The sequence below is a fragment of the Halobacteriovorax sp. HFRX-2_2 genome, assembly GCF_043196705.1.
GTDB lineage: Bacteria > Bdellovibrionota > Bacteriovoracia > Bacteriovoracales > Bacteriovoracaceae > Halobacteriovorax_A.
In genome coordinates, this window is sequence record NZ_JBEBMT010000002.1 from 146884 (window position 1) to 167357 (window position 20474).

The 20474-nt window shown below is 37.5% G+C and carries 19 protein-coding genes; 8 read left to right on the top strand and 11 right to left on the bottom strand.

Going from position 1 to position 20474, the window contains the following annotated elements:
- Positions 1-19 precede the first annotated feature (19 nt).
- The 5 genes from ABMA79_RS05845 to ABMA79_RS05865 form a co-directional block, all read right to left on the bottom strand.
- Complete coding sequence (locus ABMA79_RS05845; protein ID WP_393091018.1) at positions 20-1474, bottom strand: leucyl aminopeptidase family protein; 1455 nt, start codon at positions 1472-1474, stop codon at positions 20-22.
- 19 nt (positions 1475-1493) lie between these two features.
- Positions 1494-2132, bottom strand: a complete 639-nt coding sequence (locus ABMA79_RS05850; RefSeq protein WP_392858287.1) for a YdcF family protein — start codon at positions 2130-2132, stop codon at positions 1494-1496.
- A gap of 13 nt (positions 2133-2145) precedes the next feature.
- A complete protein-coding gene (locus ABMA79_RS05855) occupies positions 2146-2532 on the bottom strand; it encodes a Rid family detoxifying hydrolase (RefSeq protein ID WP_392858290.1) in 387 nt (128 codons plus the stop codon).
- A gap of 16 nt (positions 2533-2548) precedes the next feature.
- The gene (locus tag ABMA79_RS05860; RefSeq protein ID WP_393091021.1) at positions 2549-4882 is read right to left on the bottom strand and encodes an NADP-dependent malic enzyme; all 2334 of its coding nucleotides are present in this window, start codon (positions 4880-4882) and stop codon (positions 2549-2551) included.
- A gap of 61 nt (positions 4883-4943) precedes the next feature.
- Positions 4944-6353: a sodium:solute symporter gene (locus ABMA79_RS05865; RefSeq protein WP_393091023.1), complete on the bottom strand. Its 1410-nt coding sequence runs from the start codon at positions 6351-6353 to the stop codon at positions 4944-4946.
- 66 nt (positions 6354-6419) lie between these two features.
- On the opposite strand from ABMA79_RS05865, the gene ABMA79_RS05870 reads away from it, so the two are divergent.
- Positions 6420-7349, top strand: coding sequence for a hydrogen peroxide-inducible genes activator (locus ABMA79_RS05870; protein WP_392858298.1), 930 nt, complete (start codon positions 6420-6422; stop codon positions 7347-7349).
- Between the two features lie 191 nt (positions 7350-7540).
- Complete coding sequence (locus ABMA79_RS05875) at positions 7541-8686, top strand: trypsin-like serine peptidase (RefSeq protein WP_393091026.1); 1146 nt, start codon at positions 7541-7543, stop codon at positions 8684-8686.
- A 29-nt stretch (positions 8687-8715) separates the two neighbouring features.
- On the opposite strand, the gene ABMA79_RS05880 is transcribed toward ABMA79_RS05875, so the two are convergent.
- The 3 genes from ABMA79_RS05880 to ABMA79_RS05890 form a co-directional block, all read right to left on the bottom strand.
- Complete coding sequence (locus tag ABMA79_RS05880; protein ID WP_393057189.1) at positions 8716-9690, bottom strand: YheT family hydrolase; 975 nt, start codon at positions 9688-9690, stop codon at positions 8716-8718.
- 107 nt (positions 9691-9797) lie between these two features.
- Positions 9798-11504 carry an ABC transporter ATP-binding protein gene (locus ABMA79_RS05885; RefSeq protein WP_392858304.1) on the bottom strand — a complete coding sequence of 569 codons (1707 nt, stop codon included), beginning with the start codon at positions 11502-11504 and terminating at the stop codon, positions 9798-9800.
- A 155-nt stretch (positions 11505-11659) separates the two neighbouring features.
- On the bottom strand, positions 11660-12313 hold the full coding sequence (locus ABMA79_RS05890) for a lysophospholipid acyltransferase family protein (RefSeq protein ID WP_392858305.1): 654 nt from the start codon (positions 12311-12313) through the stop codon (positions 11660-11662).
- 267 nt (positions 12314-12580) lie between these two features.
- Here ABMA79_RS05890 and ABMA79_RS05895 point away from each other — a divergent pair, with 267 nt between their 5' ends.
- The 5 genes from ABMA79_RS05895 (at position 12581) to ABMA79_RS05915 (ending at position 17865) form a co-directional block, all read left to right on the top strand.
- Positions 12581-13189 (top strand): TetR/AcrR family transcriptional regulator, encoded by a 609-nt coding sequence (locus ABMA79_RS05895; RefSeq protein ID WP_392858308.1) that lies wholly within the window; start codon positions 12581-12583, stop codon positions 13187-13189.
- Between the two features lie 74 nt (positions 13190-13263).
- Positions 13264-13548, top strand: a complete 285-nt coding sequence (locus ABMA79_RS05900; RefSeq protein WP_392858310.1) for a hypothetical protein — start codon at positions 13264-13266, stop codon at positions 13546-13548.
- Between the two features lie 133 nt (positions 13549-13681).
- Positions 13682-15730, top strand: coding sequence for a DUF4105 domain-containing protein (locus ABMA79_RS05905; RefSeq protein ID WP_393091029.1), 2049 nt, complete (start codon positions 13682-13684; stop codon positions 15728-15730).
- 46 nt (positions 15731-15776) lie between these two features.
- Entirely contained in the window at positions 15777-16730 is a 954-nt protein-coding gene (locus tag ABMA79_RS05910; protein ID WP_393091032.1) for a hypothetical protein, read from the top strand.
- Positions 16731-16752: 22 nt separating this feature from the next.
- Entirely contained in the window at positions 16753-17865 is a 1113-nt protein-coding gene (locus tag ABMA79_RS05915; protein WP_393091034.1) for a hypothetical protein, read from the top strand.
- A 30-nt stretch (positions 17866-17895) separates the two neighbouring features.
- Here the strand turns inward: ABMA79_RS05915 and ABMA79_RS05920 are convergent, their stop codons facing one another.
- Positions 17896-18774, bottom strand: a complete 879-nt coding sequence (locus tag ABMA79_RS05920) for a hypothetical protein (RefSeq protein ID WP_393091036.1) — start codon at positions 18772-18774, stop codon at positions 17896-17898.
- 101 nt (positions 18775-18875) lie between these two features.
- On the opposite strand from ABMA79_RS05920, the gene ABMA79_RS05925 reads away from it, so the two are divergent.
- Positions 18876-19745: a radical SAM/SPASM domain-containing protein gene (locus ABMA79_RS05925; protein WP_392858322.1), complete on the top strand. Its 870-nt coding sequence runs from the start codon at positions 18876-18878 to the stop codon at positions 19743-19745.
- Here the strand turns inward: ABMA79_RS05925 and ABMA79_RS05930 are convergent.
- Together ABMA79_RS05930 and ABMA79_RS05935 are read right to left on the bottom strand one after the other, a co-directional pair.
- A complete protein-coding gene (locus tag ABMA79_RS05930) occupies positions 19742-20164 on the bottom strand; it encodes a MarR family winged helix-turn-helix transcriptional regulator (RefSeq protein WP_392858325.1) in 423 nt (140 codons plus the stop codon). The genes ABMA79_RS05925 and ABMA79_RS05930 overlap by 4 nt on opposite strands.
- A gap of 77 nt (positions 20165-20241) precedes the next feature.
- Complete coding sequence (locus tag ABMA79_RS05935; protein ID WP_392858327.1) at positions 20242-20466, bottom strand: hypothetical protein; 225 nt, start codon at positions 20464-20466, stop codon at positions 20242-20244.
- Between the last annotated feature and the right edge of the window lie 8 nt (positions 20467-20474).

Here is a 20474-nt window from a genome sequence, read left to right on the forward strand (position 1 = left end):
AGACCTGCTTTTTTATTTCTTACTTAAAGTATCCAATTAAAGTTTCAACACCTTGACCAGAACCACCTTCTTGCGCAAGTGATGGTCTAAACCCACTTGTCCAACCAAAAATATCAAAGTGTGCCCACTTAGTGTCACCAATGAATTTCTCTAGGAAAAGAGCTGCACCAATTGATCCACCTTTTACCTTAGACATATTATTCATATCAGCAAAATTCGATTTGAAACCTTTGTAGTAAGGTCTGTATAAAGGCATACGCCAAGAAAGGTCACCATTCTTTTGAGAGGCCTTTAGAAGCTTGTCAGCAAGCTCGTCATCGTTTGCAAACATACTTGTAACAAAATCACCCATAGAGATTTTTGCGGCACCAGTTAGTGTTGCAAAATCAATTAAAACTTCAGGTTTCTCTTTTTGAGTGATTGCAATATCCATAGCATCCGCAAGAGCTAGTCTTCCTTCTGCATCAGTATTACCGATTTCAACCTTTAGGCCATTGCGAGAAGTATAGATATCGCCTGGACGAGAAGCTAATTCATTAATTGAGTTTTCTGCAAGAGCTAAGTAAAGATCGACCTTCTTTTTTACGCCTGATTTCTCAAGCCAAGTCGCAAAGCCCATAACAGTTGCTGAACCACCCATATCTTTTTTCATTACGCCCATACCTGCGCCACTTTTAACATTTAGTCCACCACAGTCAAATGTGATCCCTTTACCAACAATAGCAGTAGGTTTCCCTTTTGCTCCAGCAGGTCTGTATTTAAGGTGAACAATTCTTGGAGGAGTAGCAGATGCTTGTCCAACGCTTAGAATTAGCCCACAATTTTCTTTGGCAAGCTTCTTCTCATCGTAAACAGTAACCTTCATTGTTGTTGATTTTGCAAAGTACTTCTTAACAGCATTTGCATAAGTTACAGGGTTTAGCATATTTGCAGGAAGGTTAACTAAGTGCCTTGCTGTATTAATTGATTGTGCCATTGATAGAGCAGAGTCTACCGTAGACTTCGTTACTTTCTTTCCGTCATTAAAGAAAGAGATAGCGCCAAAGTTTAACTCTTCTTTAAAACGGTAAAGGGCAAGTTCTAATCCTACGATTGCACCAGTAATCATTTCTTGATCAAGTCCATAGAAATTAACTTCTACTTTCTTCGATCTTTCTTTTGTGATCTGACCAACAAGAGATCCTAGTGCCTCTCTTGCAAGTGAATAGTTACTATCTGCAATCAGGTTATAATGTTGCTCTTCAGCTTTAACTTCTTCAATAACCTTGAAGATAATAGGGCCTTCACTACCAAGGATACTAACTTCTTTCTCTTCTCCAATTCTACCAATGATCCACTCAGGGATATGCTCAGAATGAGTGATATTACTTTCTTCTAATGCGCTAGCTGTTAGTAAGTAAATTCTCGTTACTGTTGAACGAAGTGTTTTTGGGCCACTTTTCTTAGTTGCCATAATTGATGGAACGATATTCATTATTCCTCCTATTTAAATTTTAATCTTCACTGGCCAAGGCCAAGTAAGTAAGTGTTCTGAAGTATTTAAATACTTCTTTATAGATAATTTTAAGACTTCTGAAAGAGTTTAGTGGTGACTTAACTCCCCAGAAATAGAACTTGTAGTGATCGTTTTCGCGACGACGATATTCGATAATCGATTTGATTCGAAGAATATGGTAGTCGTGTGACACAATCAATACTGAGTCAATATTACTCTTTTTACGAAGAGCTTGTAGTGTTTCTAATACGTTTTCATATGTATTTTTCGCATTATAATCAATGTCGAGAAAATCATGGTTGATTTCATCAGTGATTTGATGACTTTGAATAAGAGTACTTACATTATTTTTTGTATGAACTCCTGAAATGAGAATATTCTCTTGATTGTACTCTTTTGCTAAGCGAATTGCTTCTTGAATGCGGCCTCTGTCTCCGGTGAAGACGACGATAATATCTGGTCGCTTCTTATAGAAAGTTTCTTTAGTTTTAACATTTTCATTTTGAGAGTAGAGGATGAGGGTGTAAGAAAGAAGTGAGTAGCCTAGGATGAAAATAACAAACTTGGAGAAAAGCTCGAGGGCCTTTCTCCAAGATCTTGTTTGTTTTGTTTCAAATACATACTTCTTATCAAACATAAAACAGTATTATCTATCCTTTCGCTGCGATAACTTCAATTTCTACCACAGCTCCCTTAGGAAGTGCTGGAACTTGAACACAGCTTCTTGCTGGGTATGGAGCTGTAAAGTAAGCTTCATAAGCAGCATTAACCTCACCAAAGTTAGCAAGGTCAGTAACAAAGATTGAAGTTTTGATGATATGCTCACGAGTTAGGTTTTGTGACTCGAGAAGCCCATCAATATTCTTCATGATTTGGTTTAGTTGAGGAACAAATCCTTCTTGTAATTCGCTAGTCGCAGGATCAATTCCAATTTGACCAGAAAAGAAGTAAGTTCCGTTATATTCAACACCTTGAGAGTATGTTCCTACTGCGCTTGGTGCCTTATCTGTTGCAATAATATTCTTTTTAAAGCTCATATAATAATCCTTCCTATTAGTCGTGCTTTGGCTCTTCTAGTGATCTAAGGGCCGTTAAGCGACAAGAGTCAACGATCTCTTTAATTGAAGCCGTTCTTTGAATGATATTAACTGTCTGATTCATTGGAGCAAGAATTGGCCCAATAGCAGAAGCTTCACTCAGTTGAGCAAGTAGCTTGTAAGAGATATTTGCCGAGTTAAGTTCAGGGAAGATAAGAATATCTGCAGAACCACCAAGCTCACTAAAGTCAAATAGGTGATCCATAATATTTGCGTTTACCGCAACATCTGCTTGCATTTCACCTTCGATCTTAAGCTCAGGGTATTTTTCTTTAGCTAGCTTTGTTGCCGTTTTCATCTTCTTTGCACCAGGAAGTTTTGAATCCCCAAAGTTTGAGTAACTTAGGAAAGCAATTCTTGGCTCTCGTCTCATTAGTGACTTGTAAAGATGCTGAGTTGATTTAGCAATTTCAACAAGATCTTCTGCTGAAGGATCTGGTTGTACTGTAGTATCAGCTAGGAATAGAACACGGTCTTTAAATACTAGAATGAAAACACCTGCTGCCTTTTTACCTGCTTGAGCTCCAATTACACTTAGTGCTGGCTTTAGACAGTCACTGTAGTTTAGAGTTGGTCCAGCAATAAAAGCGTCTGCTAGTCCTTTCTTAACCATCATTGAACCATAGAAGTTCTCTTGGATCATTAAGTCTTCGGCCGCATTAAGAGAAACACCTTCTCTTTGCTTCATTTCACAGTATTCAGTGTAGAATTCTTTGAAGTTTGGTGCCTTACGTGGACGAATAATTTCAATGCTATCGTCTAGAACATCTTCTAAATTTAGAGACTTGATTTTTGCTCTGATATCATCTGGGTGTCCAAGTAGGATCGGTTGAATTGTATCACCTTCTGCAAGTGTTTTAGCAACATGAAGAATTCTTGTGTTAACACCTTCTGCAAAAACCATTTTTACTTTCTTCCCATCACGCGCTTTAATTTGTGAAGCTAGACGGTCACGAACAGTTTTCATGAATGCACCAGATGCCGATAGACGACTTGCTAAGTGCTCTGAGTATTCTTGAAGATCATCGATATTCATTCTGGCAACACCTGTATCCATTGCCGCTTTAGCAACTGCTGGAGCAAGTCTCACAAGAACTCGTGTATCAAATGGTTTTGGAATAATATAATTCTTTCCGTATTTGAAGTCTTCACCTTGGTAAGCAAGTTTTACTTCGTCAGGAACTTCTTCTTTTGCAAGTTCAGCAAGAGCGTAAACTGCAGCAAGCTTCATCTCTTCATTAATCTTACGTGCGCGAACATCAAGTGCTCCTCTAAAGATTGAAGGGAAGCCTAGAACGTTATTAACTTGGTTAGGGAAGTCAGAGCGTCCTGTTGCCATGATTGCATCATCACGAACTTCTTCAACTTCACTTGGAAGAATTTCTGGATCAGGGTTTGCCATAGCAAAGATGATAGGGCTTTTTGCCATCGTCTTAACCATGTCTTTTGTTAAAACACCTTTAGCTGAACAACCGATAAATACATCAGCATCAACCATTGCATCACCAAGAGTTCTTGCTTCTGTTTCGTTTGCAAACTCTTCCTTGTATTTGTTCATTCCATCTTCACGGCCTTTATAAATAACACCGCGAGAATCTGTCATAATTAAGTTTTCTGGCTTTACTCCAAGGTGGAAGAAAAGCTTAGCACATGCCATTGAAGCGGCACCTGCACCAGAGAATACTACTTTTACTTTATCAATTTTCTTTTTAGATAATTCTAGAGCATTGATGAAACCTGCTGCTGCAATAATTGCAGTACCGTGTTGGTCATCGTGGAAAACTGGAATATCCATTTTTTCGATTAGTTGTTTTTCGATTTCAAAACACTCTGGTGCTTTAATATCTTCAAGGTTGATACCACCAAAAGTTGGCTCAAGTGCCTTAACAACATTAACCATTCCATCAACAGTTGATTCTTCAACTTCAATATCAAAAACATCGATATCGGCGAAGCGCTTGAAAAGAATCCCTTTACCTTCCATTACTGGCTTACCAGCAGCGGCTCCGATATTTCCAAGACCAAGAACAGCTGAACCGTTTGAAACAACCGCAACAAGATTTCCTTTTGCAGTGTACTTGTAAACATCATCTGGGTTCTTTGCAATTTCTAGACATGGGTGAGCAACACCTGGAGAGTATGCTTTTGTTAAATCAGATGCTGTTAAACATGGTTTTGTTGCAACAACTTCGATTTTTCCAGGGCGTCCCATTGAGTGGTAATTTAGTGCTTTTTCAATTTTTTGAGCATCCGCGCTCGATTTGTCCGTGACTTTTTTATTATCAGTCATATGTAATCCTTTGAACTTAAAATCCTACGAAATTAAGTACAAAGGATACACTTGTTGCCCCTTATCCGACTAGTTTTTTATCCCTAATTAGGTGATAAATGAACAGAGTTAGACTTGTTGCAATAATACCAATATAGAGCTCGTCGATATTGGCGTAGAAGCCAGCTTTTGAAATATGACGCCACGTGGCCGTTGAGACAACACCCACCAAACAGGCCGTCACAAACTGGTTATCACTAATTCGTTTCGGAAAGAGGTAACCATAGACGACTGGCAGCAATAGACATGATGCAGAAAATGATCCAAGAGTCTTCCAAACAGATTTTATATTACCCTGGAAGTATTCAGACATAATCACAGTTAAAACGGCAACAAAAATAACCCCGAAGTGATGAATCCAAATACGACCTTTGTATTTCTTAGGTGCAAGGTCATAGGCCAAGTTTGTTCCTGCGATAAATAGGTATGAGTCGAGAGTTGATAAGATTGTGGCAAGAATCCCAGCTAATAAAAATCCCTTCAGTCCATGAGGCAGGATTTGAATTGCATATGTTAGGTAAGCATGCGCGCTCTGGGCATCTGGTATCGCGGCTTTTGCATACATCGCTCCAAACGTCGTACAGATATCAAAACAAAACCAGATGAAAGTTGAGATTAAAATACCTTTCTTTGAAACTTCACCACTTGTGGCCGAAAAACAGCGTTGATAAAAGTTTGGATCAACTAGAGTTGATAGGGCAATAAAGCCCCAGACAAAAGTCGTTGCTAATGAGTTCTTACCTGTCAAAGACCAGTAGGACTCAGGTAGGTTTGCTTTTAAATAAGAGATGCCACCAAATTCAAAGAAAGAGAATCCTAGAACTAATGCAACTGCAAGGCACATCACAAAGAATTGAATGAGATCGGAGAATACAACTGATCTCAGTCCGCCCCACATTGAGTAGAGAACAACGAATCCAACACCAAGACTTGTGTTAAGTAATAGTGAGCCTCCAAAAATTAATTGCAGAAAAATACCTAAACTAATTCCGTAAGCAATTGGGAGAACATTGAAGAAGTTAAAAACTGCAGTGAGTTTTGCTGAGCGTGGCCCAAACATTTTTTCAACTAGATCTGGTAGAGTAACTGCGTGATAAGGCTCAATTTTATCAATGAGAAAGAAAGCAAAAATAATATAGGCGATGTACCAGAAAACACCTTGAGTGATGAAGTTGTAAATCCCCTGTTTGAAGGCAATCTCAGTTACTCCAAAGATTCCACCGTACCAAGTTGCAACAAGTGTCGCGACAAAAAGAGGTAGAGTAAGCCTTCTTCCCATGATTAGAAGATCGAGAAATGACTCTTTTTCTGTGGATTTATTCATGCGATATTGGCCGTAAATTACACTGGCAATAGTTAAGCCTAAGATGGCAAAAAATATAAATAAGTCTAAAGATGATAGACTTTGAAATAAATCAATGCTGTTGTTCATATAGTCTCCGATTATGAAGTATGATATAGTATAGAAATTATAAATCAACCTTCAGGAACTCTTGTTATGACAATAACTCAACTGGAATATGTATTAGCAGTCGATAAACACCGTCACTTCAGAAAGGCATCTGAAGAGTGTCATGTTTCTCAACCAACATTGAGTATGCAAATACAGAAGCTAGAAGATAGTTTGGGTTTTGTTATATTTGATCGCTCTAAGAATCCAATCGTTCCAACAATTGAAGGTGAAACTTTCATTGCGCAAGCAAGAGTAGTTAATAAAGAATTTAAAAAATTAAAAGATATTGCAAGCGATCCAATCGTCGGTATTGAAGGGGAGTTCAAGCTTGGAGTCATTCCAACCTTAGCACCGTATCTCGTTCCACTTTTTCTAAGCCGCTTCGTAAAAGAATTTCCAAAAGTTGATCTTATTATTGAAGAGAGAACGACTGATGAAATTATTGAAAAACTAGATCGTGACGAATTAGATGCAGGTCTTCTTGTCACTCCACTTCATAATAATCAGCTCGTTGAAAGAGTTCTATTTTATGAACCACTCTATGGTTTCATTGCAAAAGATCACGAACTCTATCACAAGAGCCAATTAGATTATTCTGACCTAGACAAAGACGGACTTTGGCTTCTTCAAGAAGGCCATTGTCTACGTGGCCAGGTTTTAAACCTTTGTCAGAAAGTTAAAGGCTTTCAACACTTTGAGAGTGGATCTCTGGAAACAATTAAGAACCTTGTGGCCAAGGATAGTGGATATACGATTATTCCTCACCTCGATATGCTTGATTTAACAGGTGTTCGAAAGAAAATGATTCGCTCATTTACACCTCCGGTGCCAACTCGTGAAGTTTCAATAGTTTACGGCCGAATCTTCTACAAAGAGAAGGTTATTGATGCGCTGGAAAGTATGATCCTCAAGGTAATCCCAAAAGAGCTTAAAAGTTATAAAAATGCCGATGTTTCAATAATTCCTATTGATTAAGTGACATTTTAGCACCGCTGTTTGTTGTAATTTTTAATTCATTTCTTACATTTGCTTAACTTTAGGCATTATGGGCCTATAAAAAAGACACCTCGGTTCTTATATCATGTTTATTTTTCTATAAATTACTCAATCAACAAGTTCACAAAAGAGCTTGAAAGATTCCATAAGGAAGATTGGAGGAGAGGGTAATGTCAGTAAGAAGTTCCATGTTTTTATTAGTAGTTGTTTCCACATTCTTAACAGTTTCATGTGGAAAAGGTGTTCCAGCTTCAACGAATGCAGATGTAGCAACAGGCTCAATCATTGTTGGTGATGTTAACTGGCAAGAAGTTATAGCCTTTGATGACTCTTCAGATGTTAGAAAGAATTCAAAAGCGGTAGCTGACATTCAATTTTCAAACACTGGCCGTTGTACTGGTTTTTTAATCTCAGATAACGTTCTAATGACAAATCATCACTGTATCACAAGTGCAGCTGATGTTGTGGGAATGAAAGTTTTTATGAAACATGAAAAAGGTGTTTCAAAGTCAAACCAAGGTGAGATCACATGTGACGAGTTCATCGGTAATGATGAGGAATTAGACTTTGCACTTGTAAAGTGTGAGGGCACTCCTGGTCAGACTTACGGTAAAGTTGTTTTAGATACAACAGAGCCAGTAGAGGGAGATAGCGTTTATGTTATCCACCAAAATTGTGATTATTATACTGACTACAACTGTGACTGGACGAAAAAAGTTTCTGAAGGGAAGGTTGTAGGGCTTAGAGGAGATGTTTTATACGATGCTGATACTTTAGGAGGATCATCTGGTTCACCAGTATTCAATGCAGACTCTGATAAGGTATATGCTATCCACCACGCTGGTTACGGCGGATGGGGAGGACGCGGAGTTTATAATGGTGCAGTTTCAATGAGTCGAATTGTTCCATTCATCTTAGAAAACTTCCCAAGTGTATTAGCGCAAGATCAAGATGATAGTGATTCAACTGATAAGCCAAGTTCTGACAATAATACTGCTGAAACAGCAACAGATTTAGGCGAAGGATTTTCTCAGAATGTTGAAATCGATAGTGAAGATGATGTTGATTTCTACAAGGCCGAAATGAAGGCAGGTGAAGTTTTAGACTTTAGAATCTTCTTCTCTCACAGCGAAGGTGATCTAGACTTTGAAGTTTTAAAGAAAATGGGATCAAGTTACAAAGTTGTATCTCGTAAAGAATCTTCAAGTGATAATGAGGCCGTGAGATTAAGAGTGAATTCTTCTAATACTTACTATATCAAGGTATTTGGTTATAAAGGGGCCAAGGCAAAATACAAAGTTCAATTTAAAAAATAAATAATAGGGCCTCCAATCGGAGGCCTTTCTTATATCTTCATTTTTAAAAAATCTAAGATTCTTTGTTCATACCAATAATACTCTTCTGAAGGGGACTTGATAAATCCCACATGGCCGCCGTTTCTTGGAACCTCAAGATAGATATTACTTTTTCTTTTTGCTAACTCGTAGGGATAGCTCTCTTCCGATAAGAAGGGGTCATCGTAAGCATTCAGGATATAGAATGGGACGCGAATTTTTTCCAAGTGAGAGATAGGTGAAGCCTCTTCACGATAGTGGTAACCATCGCGATAGCCGTAAATAGGGGCCGTAACATACTCGTCAAAGTCATCAATATGCTTAATGCTTTTTACTTTGTTCAGGTCTACCGGTAGCTCCATGAGCTTGGCCTTTTCAATAACTTTCTTTCTCATGGAGTAAACAAAGACATGACGATAGATATGACGTGAAATTTCAGTTTTCAATTTCACCGAGCAGCCATTTAAGTCCATAGGTGAAGACAGAATAAAGCCACGGTAAACCTTATGATTTACGACCTCCGGGTGTCGTCCTAGGTAGTTTGCGGTGATAGCGCCGCCAAGACTTATGCCCATTAGTGAAACATGATCGTAGTCTTCAGAAACACTATCAACGAGAAATTTTAAGTCGTGATAGTCTTGAGCATTGTAAAACTTTTGAGTGCGATTAAGGGCACCTCCACATGATCGCATATCCCATGAGATGACGTCATAGCCTTGAGAGTTAAACTTCTTCATCATATCAACAATATAACGATCACGGCCGTTACCCTCTAGTCCATGCGAGATGATAATGAGGTGTTTTTTCTCAAGAGGAGAGTCTGTTGATGATTTATAATAGCGAAGAAAGTCACCGTCTGGTGTTGTTAGGGTTCTCTTTTCAAATTTGTGTTTTGGAGTTCTTCTAATAAAGAATGGAATGATCGTTTGTAGGTGACCATTTTGTAGAGACTGATGACAAGTATAGCTTGATTCGATTACAGGCATTTCGTTTCCTCCATTCCTCCATTATAACGCAAAAAGTGAAAATAAAAAAAGGAGGTCGTCGACCTCCTTTCTTATAAATTTATCTAAAATTTAGTTTAGAAAATTAATTAAAGTAGTTCTTTTGGAACACCTTTTGGAATAGCACTTAGAAGCTTCTTCGTGTATTCATCTTTTGGATTTTGATAAACGTCTTGTGCTGGACCGTACTCAACGATTTTACCCTTGTTCATTACACCGATTTCATCTGAGATATACTTAACAACAGATAGGTCGTGTGAAATGAAGATATAAGTAAGACCTAGTTCATCTTGAAGATCTTGAAGTAGGTTAAGTACTTGTGCCTGAACAGATACGTCTAGTGCCGAAACTGACTCATCACAGATAATAAATTCTGGCTTAAGAGAAAGAGCACGGGCGATACAGATTCTTTGACGTTGTCCACCAGAGAACTCGTGTGGGTAGCGGTTAAGGTGATCACCTTTTAGACCTACTTTTTCTAGAAGGTCAGCAGCTACTTGATATCTATCTTTCTTTGTTCCACCGATTCCGTGAATAACCATTGGTTCAGTTACAATATCACCAATAGTCATACGTGGGTTTAGAGAAGAGTATGGATCTTGGAAAATGATCTGCATTCTCTCACGCATCTCTCTCATTTGTGTTTTATTTAAATTAGTTACGTTAACACCGTCGTAAATTACTTCACCAGCTGTTGGCTCTAGAAGTCTAAGGATTGTACGACCTAGAGTTGTCTTACCACAACCTGACTCACCAACTAGACCAAGAGTACGACCTTTTCTTACTTGAAGAGTTACATCGTCAACGGCCTTAAACCAATCAACTGTACGACCAAAGATTCCACCTTTAATAGGAAAGTGCTTGTTGAAGTTTTTAACTTCAAGAAGAATTGGGTTCTTCTCTTCGCTAATTGGTCTTGGCTTCTTCATTTCTAGGCTTGAAACATCGATATCTTCTTTTGCATTTAGGAAGTCATCAACAGTAAGAAGTCTTACTGGGTTCTCATCTAGACTTGGACGACAAGCTAGAAGACCCTTTGTATATGGGTGTTTTGGATTTTCGAAAAGTGCTTTTGTTGTATTTTGCTCAACTAGGTCACCTCTGAACATAACTGCAACTTCATCAGCAATATCTGCAATAACTGCAAGGTCGTGCGTGATGAAAAGCATACTCATATTGTGTCTTCTTTGAAGATCAAACATTAGTTCTAGAACTTGCTTTTGAATTGTAACGTCAAGAGCTGTTGTCGGCTCGTCACAAATTAGAAGTTCCGGCTCACATGCCATTGCCATCGCAATCATTACACGCTGCTTTTGACCACCTGACATTTGGTGTGGGTATTTATCAACTGATTCTTTAGGAGAAGGAATACCAACTTCTTCATATAATTCGATTGTTCTCTTACGAGCTTCCTCTTTAGTCATTCCTTGGTGAAGCATAAGAACTTCATCAATCTGATTACCAGTTGTGAATACAGGGTTTAGAGAAGTCATTGGCTCTTGGAAGATCATTGCAATCTTATTACCACGAAGTTGTCTCATTCTTTCATTAGAAGCCTTTGTTAGGTCTTCACCATTGAATAGAATTTCACCTTCGCTAACTCTTCCAGGAGGATTAGGAATAAGTCCCATAATTGCTAAAGATGTTACTGACTTACCTGAACCAGATTCACCAACAAGCCCAACAGTTTTTCCTTTAGGAATACTTAGGTTTAAGCTTTTTACGGCCTTAACTCTTTCATCTTCTGTTTGAAATTCAACTGTAAGGTTTTTAATTTCCAGCATATTCTCTGCCATAGCATCTCACTTTTTAAACAATATTGATCAATTCTTAATTATAATAAAATCTTTTTGAAATCTTAATAGTAACTTAAATTTGTACCACTAACGACACATTATTTCACGACTTAATTCATCAAAAAATCTCGACAATTCAATATGATTTCAATGACTTAGTATTCTACATGCTTGCGAATTTGCTCTGTAAGGCCTTGTTGCGTTGTGACAATTTGCTCACTATAGCTTTTTAAATAGTCATTGTTTAGGTTTTCTACCTGAAATGGACGGCCATAGGCAACATAAATGCGCCCAAATGGTTTTGGGATCTTCGTTTTGTCCCAGCTCTTGCTAATACAAAAACGACGAGTTGATATTGACTGGATGCAAAGAACGGGAGCTTCACATTCGTGACTAACGACAAGTATTCCCTTTTTGGGAACATAGCTTGGCCCACGAGGGCCGTCGACAGTAATGGCAGAGTTAAGTCTCTTCTCATTGATTTGCTCAATCATGGATTGTAGGGCCTTGGCCCCTCCGCGCGAAGAGCTGCCACGAGTTGGCGTAAAGCCAAGTTTGGAAATTGTATCTGCGGCAAGGCTTCCATCTTTTGACTGAGAGGCCATTGTAACTAATCCACTGTCTAGCTCTGTTAAGACAGAAGTAGGATAGTGCTCGTGCCATACAGCTAAAGCGTAGTTACCATGCTTTCCCATTTTTTTAGCAAGATCTAAGTTCTCTGGGTTTAGAACAATAACTTTTGATGTGAATTTAACAAATCTTAGGTACCAAGAAACTAATGTAGGAACTAATTTTAATAATATAGACATTTAATCATTATCTCAAAATTAAGATTCTTCGTAAATTAAGCAATTTAAAAAAAACCTGTGTTTATAACTTAGACAATAATCTCTCAAAAAGTCCATATAATGGGCAATGATGAAGATCAGCTGACTAAATTTTTACCTACGAATTACCATCTTTTAACTTAATTAAGATGAGCGTCATCCATGAATCGACTATGATCAAAATAGAAAGAGTTCTCGACCAATTAGCTCGGGAGCTACTTGTTCTACGCTGACCATGAAGGAGGTGTTATGGCAGGTTTACGAGAAATCAAGAAACAGAGAACGAGAGAAATGATTCTGAAGAACTCAATGGAATTATTTACTCAAAAAGGGGTTGATGAAGTAGGAATGCGAGAATTGGCCCAGGTGTGTGGATTGGGGATTGGAACTTACTATAATTACTTTAAGTCGAAAGAGGATGTCATCTTCAGTCTATTTAGAGAAAACTTAAATTCTGCAATTACGAACAAGCCTTTCCGCGTTGAAGAAAATGAATCAAACGCAGATAACCTTGCAAATAATTACAAAGCGATTTTTCAAGAATTAATGATTCATAAGAATATCGCTGATGAATTTTTATCTCTTGCTTATAATACTAAAAATATGGCCGATAGTGACTCTGTTGCCGCGAGGTTGACTCCACAGATCGTTGATCTTTACTGGGGGTGGGTGCAGCCGCTGTTTAGAAGTGCTGGAATTATTATTCGCACTGAAGAGGAAGAAGGCTTTAGAAGAATGCTTTGGCATCACTTTTTATCAAGCTTTCATGCTTACACTTCTTCTTTTGGGGCAGAGGAGAGTATTGATTATATACGCTTCACTTCGCGCCACTTACTAGGTGGACTTAATTCGAATTAATATTAAGGGAGCAGTTGCTCCCTTTTTACTTTAATTAAGTCTGCTCATATCGCCCATTGTCCGAAATAGAGAATATGTCCTTCAAGAAAATATTCTCAATCATATTCTTTATCATTCTCTTATTGTCTTGCTTTAATGAGGGAGTCGATTCTCCTCTAAGAGCACCTGCAAGTATTTACCAGTATAAAGTTATCTCATATACAACGAGTGCAATTGAATGCCGTGGACACGTTGATGAGAGAGATGTCGAGGGAACCCTTTTAGAGACGGTACCACTAGGGCCAGGGGGACAAGCACCAATCAATATTTGTGGTGAAGAACTAAGCACTTTAAAGAGTGATCGAATTCGTCTTTACTAATACTAAGTGAACCAATTCTAAACTGGCATCCCTATTGCAACATAATATTCCAAATAAAAGAAATTGAACGAAGTTTCAGCCTTCTATGGACTTAATTGCTGAACAAACTTTGTACAACTGTTTAAGGAATATTATGCGAAACCTAATTTTCAAGAGTTTACTGACTACTTTATTAACAGGGGCGACATTTGCTTATAGCGGGCAAGTTCTCAAGCTTAATAAAGATAGTGTTCCAAAAGAATTTGTTAAAACTCTTGAAGTGTTTATCACACAGGTTGATGAGAAAATTCCTGCTTCTGTAAGAGATGCCATCGGTGAAGAAGTTGAAGTTACTTTTTCTGATTTCAAAGAGAATAAAAATATTAGAAGCTTTCCAAAAGATCGTTGTAACGAATCAGTACCTGTAAAGTACGGAAGCGTGAGCTACTTTAATCGCGATGAGATTAAAATTACATCTCTATTTATCAAAGAAATTATCAATGGTGATGAAAGTATTGAACAGTTTGATTGTGGGCATAAGAATTATGTAAGAAAAGCACAAGCGACTATTTTACACGAGCTTGCACACCTATATGACTTAAAGAAAGTTAGAACAAAAGAGCATAAGCAAAAAGCAAGAGTTTGTCGTAAGGAAAAAGAAGAGCGCAATCATTTAAGTGATGAGTGTCGTGCCATTCTTTCTCAGGATACAAATAAGAACTCAATTAGTGGATTATTCTCATTCTATAAACTTGCGAATTGGAAGAAAGGCTTCTTCTCTAAGAAGACAAAGAACCTTTCATCGAAGCGATCTGTTGATGCCTATGAATTTGAAAACTTAAAAGAGCATAACGCTGTTAACTTTGAGTTCTTCCTAATGGACAAAGAGTATAAGTGTAGAAGGCCATCTTACTACAAGTTCTATAGCGAACTACTTAACCATATTCCATTTCCTAATTACGACTGTAAGATCTTTTCTGAGATCGTTCTAGATGACCTAAAGGTAACTAGGGATATTGATCCAAGTCGTGTTTATCGAGTTGATTACTTATTAGCTTCTAAAGGTGACTCAATGATTTCTGGATTTGGTCACTCAATGTTTCGTATCGTTCTTTGTGCTCCTTTTAGAAAGAAGGTGGATGAGAAGTGTTTAAAAGATAAGCTTTATCACGTCGTTCTATCTTACCGTGCAAATGTAACTGATATCAAAAGTGACATGTTAAAAGGTGTTCTAGGTGGATATGACTCTGTTCTATTCATGCTTTCTTTTCCTGAGGTTATCAATGAGTATAACGGTGGAGAGTTAAGAGATCTTATTAGCCAACCAATTTATCTATCAGAAGAACAAAAGACAGACTTCATCAATAAAGTTTTAGAAATTTATTGGGAGTATGAGGGTGATTATAAGTTTATCACTAATAACTGTGCATCAGAGTCAAATGAACTATTTCAATCAGCTCTGCCAAATAATGAATTTGCTTATGAGAGAGTAATCTTACCTTATTCTCTACTTGATAAGTTTACAGAAAGTGAATTCTCAAAAGAAGAAGATTTAGAAAATATTGAGAAGGCACAAAAGAAAGGAGTGTTCTTTCCGAGTGATATCGAGCTTCTTAAAGAAGTGAAGACGTCTCTATTTGGAGTTGAAACGTCGGACTACAACATTAGAAGACGTCGTGTTCCTGGACGTGATCACAAGTATAAGACAGTAAAAAGAGAAAAATTTATTAAAGATATCTTAGAAGAATTTGATGTTGATCGTCTGTTTTCTAAATTTGAAGAATTAAATGAACTTAGTGAAACAGTTGATGTTGAAGGAAAGCTGAATGATCTTTCAATCTTAACAGGTGCAATCTTTAAGATTAAACAGTCTTCAATAGATGAAGAGGTAGGGAACTTTCTAGACAAGAATATGGAAGAAGAAACACCTCTTGGTAAAAGAATCCAAGAATGGAATGAAATGAGAAAATCTAGCCGTGTGAAGGCCAATGATTCAAGCTACGGAATTCCATTAGTCTTAAAAGACTCTGACTTTGATAGACATAATGTAAAAAGCGCAGAGCTAGAAAAGATTGAAAATCAACTGCTAGAAGACGTGAAAAGTAATTATGAAAAAGAGGTTCAGGACCTAGCAAGACTACTCGATTTGATTAGAAATATTCGTGATCAAGCAAGAATAATTTCAATGAAAGCATATAACTAATAACAATTTATTAAAAAAGAAAACAAAAACAAAAAAGGAGAAAATTATGAAAAGACTTACTACAGCTACTCTTATGACACTAATCGCACTTCAAGCAAACGCTATTGAAGTAAGAGATGCAACTCTTGGAGCTTCTTCAAAAGTATCTGAAGCAATCTATGATGCAGGTAAGAGTGCAACTGATAAAACTGTTGAAGTTGCTGACTTCACAGGTGAGCACCTAAAGGCATTTATCTCAAAGAACTTAGAGTCATCTTATAAGGCTTCTGAAAAACTAGCAAAAGAAATCGTTAAACTATCTGAAGTTTCTAAGCCAGCTTTCCGTTTTACTGCTGATGGCCTTGCTATGGTATTTGAAATTTCTGGAAAGGGAACGAAGCAAACTTTAAAAGTATCTAAGAAAATTTATATCTTCCTTGAGCCAACTCTTGATGCAACAGGTGAGTTCCTAACAGAACTTCTTGAACTTGCATTTGAAGGAACGTCAGAAGCTTCTGAGCTTCTTACTGATATCAATGAATTCCTTTCAAGAGTACTAGAGAAGCCAATTGATGTAACAAAAATGACTGTTGAAGAAATCTTTAAGCTAATTGAGAAAGCAAGTGAGAAGTCTTCTGAAGTATCTGAGTTTCTTTTAGGTGCAGAAAACTTAGAAAAAGGTATTGAGTACTCAGGAAAAGGAATCTCTCTAACTTCAAATGGGATTGGAGCTGCATTCTACCTTGTATCTCAAGCAACAACAGGTATTTCTGAATTATTTGATTTCAACAGAAAAGAAAGAGAGCAAATTGAGCAAATGGTTGAAAGAGGAGACGTTGAAGGACTAGCTGGTCTACGTGATCTAATTAGACACAATATCAATGAAGAGATTGTAAATGGTGAAGACCTAAACAGACTTCTTGATGACAATGCTATTGATACTTATATCAAGCTTAGACTATCGGTTCCTAATCTAGATCTTAAATTAGAAGAAATTTACGGTAACCAAATTGTAAAATAATTAAAGAATAAAGGGATTAATAATGAAAAAGACAACTACGACAATTCTACTCACTCTCTTATCTCTTCACGCAGTAGGAGCCGATATTAGAGACGCTGCATTCGATGCTTCTTCCAAAGTTTCAGAAGCAATTTATGATGCAGGTAAGAGTACAACGAGACAAACGATTAAGGTTGCGGACTTTACTCGTGAGAAGTTAGAGGCCCTAATCTCTAAAGGTCTTCAATCTTCATATCGTGCTTCGGAAAAAGTTGCTAAAGAAATTGTTAATCTCTCAGAGTTTTCAAAACCAGCATTCCGTCTAACTGCAGACGGAATTGCTATGGTTTTTGAAGTCTCAGGCAAGGCGACGAAGTCTTCCCTTGAGGTTTCAAGAAAGATCTATGTCTATTTAGAGCCTAGTTCAGAAAAGACAGAAGAGTTTTTAATTAAGATTCTTGATCTTGCTTTTGAGGGAACATCTGAAGCTTCCGAGCTATTAACTGATATCAATGAATTTCTATCAAGAGTTCTTGAAAAGCCTCTTGATATTTCAACAATGGCCACTGAAGAGGTTGCAGATCTTCTTTTAAAGGCCACGAGAATGACTCATATTGAAAGAATAATCGAGCTAGCAATCGATGGAACAACTAAGGGGAGTGAGTTACTAACTGACCTTAATGAGTTTCTATCAAAAGTTCTTGAGAAGCCAATCGATATTACAGGAATGACTCTAGAAGAAATTTTAGAACTAATTGAGAAAGCAAGCGTTGAATCATCTAAGTTAACTGAGCTTTTAATTGGTGCTGATAATCTTGAGAAGGGTACAGAGTACACTGGTGAAGGAATCACTTTAACATCCGAAGGTGTTGGGGCCGCTTTCTACCTTGTTTCTCAGGCAACTTCTGGAATTTCACATCTTTTTGATTTCAATAGAAAAGAAAGAGCACAAGTTGAGGCCATGATTGAAAGAGGTGATATTGAAGGGCTGGAGGGGTTACGTGACCTGATTCGCCACAATATCAATGAACAGCTTGAAAATGGTGAAGACTTAAATCTGCTTCTAAATGACAACTTAATTGATACTTATATTAAGATGAAGTTGACAGTACCGGAGCTCGATCAAAAATTAGAATCGTTATACGGATTAAAATAATAAAAAAGCCTAGGATAACCTAGGCTTTTTTTATAACTTAAATTCTCTGTGAAAGTATTTAAAATTAATTCCATCATATTGATTAAAACAGCCATAGACTTTCCCATCAATAATTGCAGGAGTTGATGCGAGATCATCACCAGCAAAATCAAAGAGCCTTCTTTTTGGCCAAAGAGTTTTGGCCTTTCCAAAGTCACTGATCTTATAAAAATATAAATTTTGAATATTTTTTGAAACTAAGTATCCGTCATGAATGACTGCCTTTGGCATATGTAGTGCTTCTCTATTTTGACGAATCGAAATGACCTTTTGTTGATTCATATTATCATCTAAGATCACAAGTCCTTCAAAGGCCCTCTTCTTTGTTGAAAAATTATAGGTAATATTATCGAGCATAACAAAGAGCTTCTCTCCATCGTTGTCGATCCCTGTTGCAGTCGATACTTGGCTTGGGTCATGTGGAAGATCAAAATTGTGAATTGATTCAATACTGTAAGCAGTAAGATCAATCTTAATTAGTCCAAGGGAGCCATGAGCGATAAAGAGTTTATCATCCATGATAGTCATATCTTGAGCAGTTTGATGCTTCTTTGCTATATGTTGGTTTGTTGATGGAAAACTTGTGATGAACTCGTAATCGTTAAGACTATGAACAAAAACATAATCTGGTGTTAGGATGTAGAGCTTACCATTAAACTCTTTAACAGAACGAATCTCGTACTTTGAAAAGATTAACCTAATTTGTTCCTCTTCGAATTTATAAAGAAATGGCCCTTTGAAAATATAGTAATTATCTCCCGATTTGTAATGGCCAGTATCGCCCTTTTTAGAAGCACAGAATGAATCAAGGTTGGCCTCCGATGCAAATGCGATTAAAGATATAATCACGACTAATAGAACTTGTTTCATCTCTTCCTCCCTGAATTTATTTAATATAAATATTATCGAGTCGTATTTCTTCTTCGTCAAAAAAACCTGACAAATCTTGATGAAGCGTGTTAGAAAGTCTCATGCTAGACAGAATCTTTATCGAAATTTCAAATATTTGCAACTTACAGTGTACGTTCTGTCCTGTTGTTGAGCGCGATAAGAAGGTTATGGGGCCAGAGGACTTTGAAAAAATTCTCGTTCAGGCCAAGCCCCTGGCAAAACAAGTATGTCTTCACTTAATGGGTGAGCCCTTGGCCCATCCGAACTTTACAAAGATCATGGAGATCTGTGAAGACAATGGTGTTCCTGTGCAGATTACGACTAATGGAGTTGTCATTGCAGGACGTAAGGATGTTCTTTTAAAGAGCAAAGTCTTAAGACAAATCAACTTCTCTATCCAAAGTTATAAGGATAACTTTCCTAATCGAGACTTCAATACATACCTAAGGCCAATTTTAGACTTTTCTAGAGAACTTCACGAAGCCTCTCCTGAAACATATGTGAATTATCGTTTATGGAATCTTGGGCGAAGTGAACAAATCATGAAAGAGAATGAAGAGGTTTTTCAGACTCTTGAGCGCTTCTACGATATTGAAATTAATCGACGTACACAGGTTGAATCGATAAAGAGTAAGAGGATCTGGAATAAGGTATATCTTCATTTTGACTCTCATTTCGATTGGCCATCTTGGGATTTACCTCATCAAGGTGAAGTCGGGAAGTGCCACGCTTTAAAGACTCATATTGGGATTCATGCAGATGGAACAGTCGTTCCTTGCTGTCTTGATAAAGAGAGCCAGATACCACTAGGTAATGTTTTAGATGAGAGTTTAAAAAGCATTCTTAGCTCACCTCGAGCAGTCGCAATGAGACAGGGCTTCGATAATAATATTCGTGTAGAGAAATTTTGTCAGCACTGTACGTATATCAATCGTTTTCAAAAAAATTAATCAATAATACTCTTTAGCTTTTGAAGGTTTGCAACCATCATCTTGCGATTTTTGATTGGAAAGTCTTTTAGCTTAAGTGAAATCTTCTCTTGAACTTCGCTCCACACATCATTGTATAGCTTTTGACCTTTTGTACTTAGAGTTAAGATCGTCAATCTCGCATCTTCACTCGATTTATTCTTAGTCACAAGGTCTTCATCTACCAAAATATTAATTGTTTTAGTCATGGCCGGCTGGCTAATTCCGTGGTGATCGGCCAATTCCCCAACAGTATTTAATCCTCTTCCAATATTAGAGAGCGCCCTAAATTGAGGGTAGGAGATATGAGGGGATGCCGCTTGTCTGAGCTCACTACGAATTGAGCGGATAATGATTGGCATTACATCTAAAAGTATTCTTGAAAATTCTAGGTCTTTCACGTCTTTAGTATAAACCAAGGAGACACCGATCGTAAATTAATGCAGCAGCTGGAGAGCTGCTGCGGAAGGGTTTTTAATTATTGCTCAACTTCCAGATCAGAATCGTCTGAAAGTTCAGCATCTAGAGATGTATCTGAAGCTTCTGTTGTTTCAACACAATCACCAGTTACTGTACAATCAGCTGCTGGAGCAGACTCTTCAACTACTGCTGATTCATCTGTAGCAACTGAATCCGACCAGTCTTCATTAGCGTAAGAAACGAAAGCCGATGATAGTAGAACTAGAAGTAATAACTTTTTCATAATTAATC

Bases quoted from the DNA above. Each gene is read 5' to 3' on its own strand.
- ABMA79_RS05900 (WP_392858310.1), top strand. From the start codon at position 13,264: ATGTCCTTCAAGAAAATATTCTCAATCATATTCTTTATCATTCTCTTA.
- ABMA79_RS05895 (WP_392858308.1), top strand. From the start codon at position 12,581: ATGGCAGGTTTACGAGAAATCAAGAAACAGAGAACGAGAGAAATGATT.
- ABMA79_RS05910 (WP_393091032.1), top strand. From the start codon at position 15,777: ATGAAAAGACTTACTACAGCTACTCTTATGACACTAATCGCACTTCAA.
- ABMA79_RS05845 (WP_393091018.1), bottom strand. From the start codon at position 1,474: ATGAATATCGTTCCATCAATTATGGCAACTAAGAAAAGTGGCCCAAAA.
- ABMA79_RS05865 (WP_393091023.1), bottom strand. From the start codon at position 6,353: ATGAACAACAGCATTGATTTATTTCAAAGTCTATCATCTTTAGACTTA.
- ABMA79_RS05870 (WP_392858298.1), top strand. From the start codon at position 6,420: ATGACAATAACTCAACTGGAATATGTATTAGCAGTCGATAAACACCGT.
- ABMA79_RS05925 (WP_392858322.1), top strand. From the start codon at position 18,876: ATGCTAGACAGAATCTTTATCGAAATTTCAAATATTTGCAACTTACAG.
- ABMA79_RS05875 (WP_393091026.1), top strand. From the start codon at position 7,541: ATGTCAGTAAGAAGTTCCATGTTTTTATTAGTAGTTGTTTCCACATTC.
- ABMA79_RS05885 (WP_392858304.1), bottom strand. From the start codon at position 11,504: ATGGCAGAGAATATGCTGGAAATTAAAAACCTTACAGTTGAATTTCAA.
- ABMA79_RS05880 (WP_393057189.1), bottom strand. From the start codon at position 9,690: ATGCCTGTAATCGAATCAAGCTATACTTGTCATCAGTCTCTACAAAAT.
- ABMA79_RS05905 (WP_393091029.1), top strand. From the start codon at position 13,682: ATGCGAAACCTAATTTTCAAGAGTTTACTGACTACTTTATTAACAGGG.
- ABMA79_RS05890 (WP_392858305.1), bottom strand. From the start codon at position 12,313: ATGTCTATATTATTAAAATTAGTTCCTACATTAGTTTCTTGGTACCTA.
- ABMA79_RS05915 (WP_393091034.1), top strand. From the start codon at position 16,753: ATGAAAAAGACAACTACGACAATTCTACTCACTCTCTTATCTCTTCAC.
- ABMA79_RS05935 (WP_392858327.1), bottom strand. From the start codon at position 20,466: ATGAAAAAGTTATTACTTCTAGTTCTACTATCATCGGCTTTCGTTTCT.
- ABMA79_RS05920 (WP_393091036.1), bottom strand. From the start codon at position 18,774: ATGAAACAAGTTCTATTAGTCGTGATTATATCTTTAATCGCATTTGCA.
- ABMA79_RS05850 (WP_392858287.1), bottom strand. From the start codon at position 2,132: ATGTTTGATAAGAAGTATGTATTTGAAACAAAACAAACAAGATCTTGG.
- ABMA79_RS05855 (WP_392858290.1), bottom strand. From the start codon at position 2,532: ATGAGCTTTAAAAAGAATATTATTGCAACAGATAAGGCACCAAGCGCA.
- ABMA79_RS05860 (WP_393091021.1), bottom strand. From the start codon at position 4,882: ATGACTGATAATAAAAAAGTCACGGACAAATCGAGCGCGGATGCTCAA.